We start from the raw sequence: 437 nt of genomic DNA on the forward strand, positions 1-437 counted from the left end.
GCCTTAGAGACAACTGTTGAGTTTACTGATGATAGTTCAGCTATTAAAGCGATTGGTGGTTCTATTAAATATATAGAAGGAGATATTGCAAGTAAAAAGTTGACTATAAATAGTGATATTTCTGAAATTACTTGTTTAAAACCCCCTTCAAATAACTTCTTTACTGGAACTGGTTTTGATATTCACCCTTTTGAAGAGAATAAAAAAATGTTTTTAGGTGGAGTAAATATTGATGTACATTATGGGTTTAAAGCTCATAGTGATGGAGATGTACTTATCCATTCATTAATTGATGCTTTATTAGGTGCAGTAGGCGCTGGAGATATTGGTGAGTTTTTCCCTGACACAAGTGAAAAATATAAAAATATTGATTCAAAAATTCTACTTAATAATATAGTTGAATTTATCTGCAATGTTGGTTATGAAATAGTAAATAT

At 29.7% G+C, this 437-nt stretch carries 1 protein-coding gene; it reads left to right on the forward strand.

Going from position 1 to position 437, the window contains the following annotated elements:
- Positions 1–437 (forward strand): 2-C-methyl-D-erythritol 2,4-cyclodiphosphate synthase (locus tag CRV03_RS13995; RefSeq protein ID WP_258239112.1); only part of this gene is annotated, 437 nt, incomplete at both ends.

Source organism: Arcobacter sp. F155 (assembly GCF_004116455.1).
In the GTDB taxonomy this organism is placed as follows: Bacteria; Campylobacterota; Campylobacteria; order Campylobacterales; family Arcobacteraceae; genus Halarcobacter.